We start from the raw sequence: 9045 nt of genomic DNA, 5'->3' as shown, positions 1-9045 counted from the left end.
CCATGAAGACACGGGAACCAAGTTCGACACCACGACACGCCTACGGCCACAACGCCTGCGGGGATTATAAGCAATAACTTTGGTTCCTATATGCCGATAAATAAAGGCCTTGACGCGCCACGTCATGCCGTAGCAGCGTCAAGGCCTTGCCCCCATTCCCGCGCAGCAGAAGCACTCCCCTAGGTGCACAGCACAAATCCCCAGTGGAGGAATTCCCCATGCAGCCGCGCGGAAGCGCTCAATCAGCCGAAGCGGCCGGAGATGTAGTTCTCGGTCTCCTTATTCTTCGGATGCTGGAAGATGGTGTTCGTCTCGTCGAGCTCCACCAAGTGGCCGGGCTTGCCGATTCCCTGGATGTTGAAGAAGCCAGTGAAGTCGGAGCAACGTGCCGCCTGCTGCATGTTGTGCGTGACAATCACGATCGTGTAGTCATGCTTGAGCTCGTTGATCAGATCCTCCACAGCAAGCGTGGAAATCGGGTCGAGAGCGGAGCACGGCTCATCCATGAGCAGCACCTGCGGGTGCACGGCGACGGCGCGTGCAATGCACAGACGCTGCTGCTGGCCACCGGACAGGCCGATGCCGGGATTGTCGAGACGATCCTTGACCTCCTCCCAGAGGTTGGCGCCGCGCAGGGCCCATTCCACCAGGTCATCAGCGTCGGACTTGCTGATCTTGCGATTATTGAGCTTCACGCCGGCGAGCACGTTCTCACGAATGGACATCGTGGGGAACGGGTTCGGGCGCTGGAACACCATGCCCACGTTGCGGCGCACTTCCACCGGGTCGGTGTCCTTGTCGTAGAGGTCTTTGCCTTCGAGAAGCACCTGGCCGGTGCAATAAGCACCGGGGATGATCTCGTGCATGCGGTTGAGCGTGCGCAGCACCGTGGACTTGCCACAGCCGGACGGGCCGATGAAGGCGGTGACCTTATTTGCCGGAATCACCATGTTGACGTCTTCCACGGCATGGAATTTGCCGTAGTAGACATTCAGGTGCTTGACATCGATTCGCTGTCCCATGTCTTTTCCTTGTTTGTTCTTTCTTTCGCTAAGTCTAGGGTTGTCTGATCGGGTCCTGCATCACTTCTGGCTGTCGTCGACCGCGAAGATCTTAGCGACGAGACGGCCGATGAGGTTGAGCAGAAGCACGAGGATGATCAGCACGAGCGACGCGGCCCATGCACGTTCCATGCGGATGCCAGGAACGCAGTTGACTGCGTTGACCGTGCATGTGGCGCTGCCCTGCTGGTATTCGTTGTAGATGTACACAGGCAGCGACATCATGCGGCCCGAGAACAGGTTGAAGTTCGTGCTGGAAATCGTACCTGCTGCGATCAGCAGAGGTGCGGTTTCGCCGATGACGCGAGCGATGGCGAGCAGCACGCCCGACACAATGCCGGAGAGCGCCGTGCGCAGCACAACCTTCGTGATCGTGCGGGATTTCGTGACGCCCAGAGCATAGGATGCTTCGCGCAAATCATTCGGCACGATCTTGAGCATCTCTTCGCTGCTTCGCACAACCGTCGGAATCATCAGCACCGACAGTGCCACGGCACCGACCAGGCCGTTGTACGTTCCCTTGCCGCAGATGACGGAGAACAGCGAGAACGCGAACAGACCTGCGACGATGGACGGCACGCCGCTCATGATGTCGACGAAGAATGAAATCGCGTGGTACAGCTTGCCCTTCGAGGAGTACTCGACGAGGTAAATGGACGTGAAGATGCCAATAGGCACCGAGATGATCAGGGCGCCGAGGGTGATTTCCAGCGTGCCCATCATGGCGTGGTAGATGCCGCCGTATTCATTCGTCGTGCCATTGGCAGGATTGCCGCCGACGATGCCCCTCATGTTGTGTGTGAGGAAGTATCCGTCGAGTCGGCCAACGCCGTTGGCGATAACGGTCCACAGCACCGAGATGAGCGGGATCAGAGCGACGATGAACGCCGCCACGATGAGCACGTGCATGGCAACATCCTTGCGCTTGCGCCTATTGAGATAGGAGCGCTTCGGAGCGAGCTTGTCGAAGTCCGGGGTCGGGCCCTTGGCCTTCTTCGGTTCCTTCGAGGGAGTGGTCGAGACTGCGGTTGTTGCGTCTGTCATGATCACTTCACCTCCTTATCTGTGAGCTTGCGAGCGACGAAGTTCACAACGAACGTGATGATGAACAGCACGAGACCGGAAGCGATGAGCACCGAGACGCCCATGTTGTCGGATTCGGCGAACTGCGCGGCGATGTTTGCTGCGATCGTCTGGTGCTGTGCGGCAAGCAGCAGATGCCACGAGAACGTGCGGCCAGGAGAGAGAATCATCAACACGGCCATCGTCTCGCCCAGCGCTCGACCCAAGCCGAGCATGGAGGCGGACACCACACCGGAGCGGCCGAACGGCAACACCGCGAGCTTGATCATCTCCCACTTCGTGGCGCCCAATGCCAGCGCCGCCTCCTGCTGAAGGCGGGGCGCACGCACGAACACATCACGGCTCATGGAGGTGATGATCGGCAGGATCATGACTGCCAGGACGAGCGACACCGTGGCGATAGTGCGCGGAGGATTCGAAATGGAGCCACTGGCGGGATCGGACGCGAAGAGCGGAATCCATCCCAAGTACTTGTTGACCCAGCTCCAGAAGCCGTAGATGTGCGGCACGAGCACGAGGCCGCCCCACAGACCATAGATAACTGAGGGGATTGCAGCCAGCAAGTCAATGACGTAATTCAGCGCGGTGGCGAGTTTCTTCGGTGCATACTGCGAAATGAACAGTGCGATGCCGATGGCGACGAAGAACGCCACCACCAAGGCAAGTGCCGACACGAGAACCGTGCCGAAAATCAACGGCACAACGTATTGCCAGAAATTATGCGCCTTGTTTCCAGTGAATGATTCGATGGTTCCCTGCACCTTGGCATGGTCACCGGTGAAAACCGGCGATGCCTCGATCAGCAGGAACACTGCCACGGCGGCCAGCACCGCAAGGATGAGGACTCCAGCGCCGGTCGCGACGCAACGGAACACCTTGTCGGCGCCGTGGTCGCCATGGCCGCGCCGTGGTGCCCCCGAGGCAGTTGTGGCGGTATTGCTTGACACCGCTGTCTCCTTCGTATGAGTGGATTGTGACTATTCAGTTATAACGATCTGTGCCGTCGGAAATCATGCAGTCCGTATCTACATCGGGCCTGTGAAAATTGTGCACAAACCCTTCAAGACTTGGCGCGTTCCGAGGTTCAGTTAGCAAGCGGACAGCCGCCGCGTATCAATGGAGTGATTCGCGGCGGCTGCATTGCTGTCAACATCGCGACCTGGGTTACTCAGTCTTGATGTTGTTGATGGAGGCGAGCACCTTCTGGCGCAGCGTATCTGACATCGGGGCGGAACCTGCGTTGTCAGCGGCGGTCTTCTGACCGTCCTCGCTCACAACGTAGGTGAGCCACTGCTTGACGAACTGTGCGTCGGAAGCCTTCTCGTAAGCGGGGCACGCCACGTCGTAGCTCACGAGCACGACCGGGTAGGCGCCTTCAGCGGTGGTGGCGTGGTCAATCTTGATGACAACGCGGTTGTCGCCCTTGGCGGAGGTGTCCTGAGGAGAAGCATCCACGACCTTGGCAGCGGCCTCAGCGGAATACGGCACGTACTCGTCGCCGACCTTCACAGCCACGGTGCCAAGCTCGCCAGCCTGAGAGGCGTCGGCATAGCCGATCGTGCCCTGAGCCTGCTTGACGGTGGAAATCACGCCGGAGGTGCCGGAAGCGCCCTGACCAGCGGAACCAGGCCAGTTCTCACCAGGCTCATAGCTCCAAGAATTCGGAGCCGCCTGGCTGAGGTAGTTCTGGAAGTTCTTCGTCGTGCCGGACTTATCGGAACGGTAGACGGGGGTGATAGCAAGATCAGGGAGGTCAACGCCAGGATTCTCGGCCTTGATGGCGTCGTCATTCCACTTGGTGATCTTGCCGTCGAAGATCTTGGCGACGGTGTCGGCGCTCATCTGGATGTGCTTGTCGCTGCCGTTGAAGCCAGCATCAGAGAGGTTGTAGACGATGGCGATCGGAGAGATGTAGACCGGGATGTCGAAAGCGGTCGTGCCATTGGCGCAACGGGAGGAGGACTGCGACACCTGATCATCGCTCAGGGAAGCATCGGAGCCCGCCCACAGAGCGTTGCCCTGGAGGAAGCTGTTCACACCAGCGCCGGAACCGGAGGGATCGTAAGCGATCTGCGCATCCGGGTATTGCTGCTGGAAACCGGCGATCCACGCGTCCACAGCGGACTTCTGGCTGGAAGCGCCAGCGCCGGCGAACTCACCGGAAATGTTCACCGAAGACGACGAGGAAGCAGCGGAGCTGCCATTGTCAGAGGTTGCATTGTCACCGCAAGCGGCAACGGACACGAGAAGCGCAAGGCTGGATGCAACAGCAGCCGCGCGCACGAAAACATTCTTGTGCATATTGTTAGCTCTTCTGTCTCAACTTGTCCACGAAAGCGCGATGACCGCGCTTGTAAATCCAGACTGTGCAGGGCATGTGCAACCCTGCGGCTGAACAATTGTCACGATATCCGAATCACGCCGTCGATGACGCGAAATAAATGAACTCAAAGTGAATTGACGAGAAGGCTCTTCCCGCGAGCATCGCGTTCGCGGGTAATGCGGGCAATTTCCGCTTCAATGATCGCCTTGCAGGCATGCTCGTCAAGGCCATCAAGCTCATGCATCTTATCCGCTGCGAGGGATCTGTCAGCGTAAGTATTAAAGATATCGCGCTTGCGTTCAAGCATCTTGAGGATGCATTCATCCACGGTGCCCGCGCACAGCAAGCGAAACACCAGCACATTGCGCGTCTGGCCCATGCGATAGCACCGCGAAATCGCCTGATCTTCGATGGACGGTTTGATTTGAGGCTCACAAAACACAATGACGCTCGCTGACTGAATATTGAGACCGGTCCCGCCTGCCTGCACTTGGGCAGCGAGGATCGTGCCCGCTGGCGCAGCGTTGAATTCGTCAACCATCCGCTGACGTTCCGCCGGCGAGACGGAACCGTTGAGCGGCCCGATGATTCGGGCGGCATACCGCTCGCAAATTGCATTGAGCGTGTGCCGATAGAACGAATAGACAATGATCTTACGGCCATCCTCCGTTGCATCCGCTATCAATTCGTCGAGACGGCAGGCCTTGCAGGAATCTTCCAGATCGTCGACATTCCACGAGAGCTGGCGCATCTGTTGCCAATTGCCATCCATCACCGTCTGCTCATACAAGGCATTCTCCTTGAGCCCGAGCGAGCACCATTCCACGGATTCCTGCTTGTCAGGCAGCTGCGACAGCACCTCGTCGCGCTTGCGACGCAGATACACCTCACAGACAGCGGCGCGGAACTGCGGAGCGTTTCCGCCGGCCCGTATGAGGCTCAGGCGCGATGCAATGTCTGGTCGCAGCATTGCGACGATGTTCGCCATCTCCTCCACGCGGTTTTCCAGCGGCGTGCCCGTCATGAACAGCACACGATCGGTGCGATTAGCGAGCGCCGCGACGCGTTTCGTGCGCTTCGCAGAAGGGTTCTTCACATAATGAGCCTCATCCACCACGAGCATGTCCACATGCACTTTGGCAATGGGTGCTGGGTATGCAGAGGATGCGGGAGATGCAGAAACCGTGGACGATGCAGAATCCTCGGAGGATGCAGATGACACAGGATAAGCAGAGGACGCAAGGAAGGCAGAAGACGCAGGCGATGGCATGGCTGTGCCATATCCCGCAGAGACGATGCCGTCGTTGGCATTCCTCGCTCTTGATGCATCATGCCCAACAGTCCCGACGGCCCCAACTGCCCCAGCAACCCCAGCACCCCCAGCAACCCCAGCAACCCCAGCGGCACCAACTGTCCCAGCGGCACCAGCTGTCCCAATAGCATCAACCGCACAGTTTTGCGCTATCGTTCTGCGCACTTCTTCGCCTGGTGTGTTCTCTCCTGCTGCCACGGCTTGCATCGTCGCAGCTTGAGTTGCCACGGTCGGGTGTGCCGCCGTCCGCATCGCAGCAGCATCAGCGGACGTCCCATCTTCAGCCGGGTCTTCGCATACGTCAAGCAGCCTGTCGCACACACCATACGTCGTAATCGCCACGCCGCCCGTGTACACCCATTCGTTAAGAGCAGCATCCAGCCCAGAGCCATGCACAATGTAGGCGGTGAGGGCGCTCTTCGAACTCACTTCCCTCTCCCAGTTGATGAGCACACTTGCCGGGCATACCACGATGAAATGCGTGGCACCGGCTTTGCTCAGCGATACCATCGCAGCAATCGCCTCGACGGTTTTGCCCAAGCCCATCTGGTCTCCAAGAAGCACGCGCTTTTGGTGAAGGATGTATTTAACGCCCCACTTCTGATACCGCCGCAGCTCACATGTCATCCCCGTGGTGTCCAGCATCTGCTCGTCGATGGCGTGAGACAATGCCTCGGGCATGGACGACTTCGCCGTGATGCCCCAAGCCTCCGGGCACAGATCTTCAATCGCTGTGAAATAGGCAATCGAGTCACGCTCGAAATCGCTCCACACGCTCTGAGGATTGGCGAACGCAGCATCAGCAGGCACATCACGCGGCATCAAAGCGATGAGTTGACCAACAAGAGCAGCATATTCACCCTCGCCGGCATTTTTCACAGTCTGCAGCGCCTTGGCAATGTCGTTCTTGGTGCTTTCCGTGAGCTGCGGCAACAGGAATCCGTTACCGAGTTGGACCACTAAATCAAGCGCCGGCTTCAGCTGCGTTTCCAGACGCTGAATCCGCGCCAAGGTATCTGCCGCGCCTTTGTATTTCAGATACAACTGCACTGCGCACAGTATCTGCGTCGATTCTGGCGTCTTGTGATCCCTGCTGATTTTTACCGGGGAATCAGCAATCACCGTCGTGGCATAAGCATCGGCTGCATGAAGAATCTGCAACGCGGTTGACATCGTGATGCCATGCACACTCGCAATAGAAGGGGCGCTGGCACGGCAAATATCAAGCACAGACGAATATCCGGCATTTTTCAGCGCTCCAAGCCGCACGCCTTGAGGAAGTGATGGCCTCAGTTCGGTTATTGGCGTGTCGCCCAAAGTCTTCTGAGCCAATTGCTGCTTCAGACTTTGCACGGATGTGATGACATTCTGCTGGACCTCCTGCACCCTGCGGTTTGCATCCGTGACTGTCAAACGCAATTTCGCAAGGGGCTCTATCGCTGCTTGTACCACGGGAAGCGCCGGCATATTGAGTTGATCGGATGGCACAGCGCGTTGGATGGCCTGCAGATATGTCTGGTTGTCTGCCGCCAGGTCTTGCCAAGCGTCGCCAGCAGATGTAGAAAACAGCGCCTGAGCTTGAGAAATCACAGCATCTGCGGTGTGCCGCTCGGGATAGTCCGGTTGGAGCTGTACCACGAGATCGGCATACGCCTTCTGCGCGGAAAGTTTCTTCTCAGATGAGGTAAAGAACCAACGGATACGATGCACGCACCGGGAAGCCTCACCCACATTGCGCTTAAGAGTATCTTCATAGAGTTTCAGTTTTTTGGCTTCATTGCGCAGTCGTTCGCCCCTCACCAGGAAAAACAACGATTGGTCAGGAAACCGCGAATCAGACGCCCACTCATCAGAACCCACGGCTGTTGCACGAGACATCACGGCGGACGACCCGGATTGATAAGGATCTTGATAAGAAGCACTGTGGAATTGCGCAGACTGATGCTCAGCCGACGCGAAGAAAGTAGATGAGGAGTAAGCAGACGCAGGATAGGCAGACGCAGAGTGAGCAGGCTGATAGCTCGGACTCGAAGTCGAGGATGCAGGGGAAGCCGCCTGAACGGAAGCCGCCTGAACGCCCATCTGTGTGAACTGGGACGGATTGCCCTGTGCAAAGCCACCGGGGAGAACACCCTCCTGAGCAAAGGATTGTGAATCGAAAGACGATGAGGCATTCGCTGCAAAGCGAGAGGCATCCGGCGCAATCCGGGAAGCCAAATCATCGTTCGCAGCCTGAAGAGCGACGGGATTATTGCGATATTGTTCAATTCGGTGAACTAGATCATCTTGCAATTGCTGGAAGCGTGCAGAAATGCCGCTGAGGGCATCGATGAGCTGCTGAGCATCGGCAATTGCCTGTCGTACCTGCTCCACATCGAATCGTTCTTGTGCCACGGCACAGCTCCCCTCTCCCTTACAAATCCTTTGAACATCTATGATGCCAGCAGAAGAAAGGGATTGCAAAGCCGGTAGTCTTTCGTGTTTGCAAAACGCCTCAACAGCTAGTGTCTCATCGATTACGACTGCTGTACTGATGCGGCGGTTACTGCGATTACACTGTTGCTTTCAGACTGTGGCTGTCATAATGCCATGGTTGATCGATGCGCCCCAACACCCCGCTGGGGACGCTTTACTGTGGCTGTCATAATGCCGTGGTTAATCAATGCTGCCAATTCGCCACGCACGGTGACTACCTGCGCGCCCTCGCAGTAGCTGTCATAATGCGGTGGTTGATCGCGATGCTGCCGCATCAAGGCGACCATATTCATGCTGCTTGATACTGATGGCTGTGCCATCGCTCCACACACTTGATGGCCGCATACTCAATCGCATGCCCGTGCCACATTGCAGAATCATCACGATCGTGTGGTGTTTTATTGTGTTTGACCCTTTTTGAGTCTGAGAAGTTTGTTTATTAAGCGTATTTGTTCAGTTCTGGTTGTTTGGTGACGTCGTTACCTGAGTTTGGATTCGAATGGACGCGTGCGGGGCTCAGCTGCATTGCTATTCCCCGGTTACAACATCTGAGGAGACAACATTCGGGGCGTGTTCCAGTGACGTGCGCCTCCTGGTGCTGCCTAGATATGCGGTTGTTTGTTTTTCTGTTGTTTTTGTGTGGGTAATGGTGGGGGGTCCTGGGGGTTGGCGTGTTGCCGATCCCGGGGACCCCCTGTGTGAGTGTTGGTGCGGCGGCGTGCTACTCTCCCACACCCTGCCGGGTGCAGTACCATCGCCGTGCCGGGCCTTAGCTTCCAGGTTCGGAATGG

General features: G+C 57.5%; 6 protein-coding genes and 1 rRNA gene. All 7 read right to left on the bottom strand.

Features of this window, described 5'->3' with window-relative positions:
* Positions 1–242 precede the first annotated feature (242 nt).
* A complete protein-coding gene (pstB, locus tag CLV65_RS08575; RefSeq protein WP_094691942.1) occupies positions 243–1022 on the bottom strand; it encodes a phosphate ABC transporter ATP-binding protein PstB in 780 nt (259 codons plus the stop codon).
* Between the two features lie 60 nt (positions 1023–1082).
* Entirely contained in the window at positions 1083–2105 is a 1023-nt protein-coding gene (gene pstA / locus CLV65_RS08570; RefSeq protein ID WP_094691943.1) for a phosphate ABC transporter permease PstA, read from the bottom strand.
* A 2-nt stretch (positions 2106–2107) separates the two neighbouring features.
* Entirely contained in the window at positions 2108–3091 is a 984-nt protein-coding gene (gene pstC / locus CLV65_RS08565; RefSeq protein WP_094691941.1) for a phosphate ABC transporter permease subunit PstC, read from the bottom strand.
* Between the two features lie 217 nt (positions 3092–3308).
* The gene (locus tag CLV65_RS08560; protein ID WP_094691940.1) at positions 3309–4445 is read right to left on the bottom strand and encodes a phosphate ABC transporter substrate-binding protein PstS; all 1137 of its coding nucleotides are present in this window, start codon (positions 4443–4445) and stop codon (positions 3309–3311) included.
* Between the two features lie 146 nt (positions 4446–4591).
* A complete protein-coding gene (locus tag CLV65_RS08555) occupies positions 4592–7417 on the bottom strand; it encodes a DEAD/DEAH box helicase (protein WP_157847279.1) in 2826 nt (941 codons plus the stop codon).
* 941 nt (positions 7418–8358) lie between these two features.
* Entirely contained in the window at positions 8359–8574 is a 216-nt protein-coding gene (locus CLV65_RS08820) for a hypothetical protein (protein WP_144441919.1), read from the bottom strand.
* Positions 8575–8962: 388 nt separating this feature from the next.
* Positions 8963–9045: ribosomal RNA gene (gene rrf / locus CLV65_RS09255) — 5S ribosomal RNA — on the bottom strand; the annotation flags it as partial.

The sequence above is a fragment of the Pseudoscardovia suis genome, assembly GCF_002797875.1.
In the GTDB taxonomy this organism is placed as follows: Bacteria; Actinomycetota; Actinomycetes; order Actinomycetales; family Bifidobacteriaceae; genus Pseudoscardovia; species Pseudoscardovia suis.
This window is presented reverse-complemented; position numbering and strand designations above follow the sequence as displayed.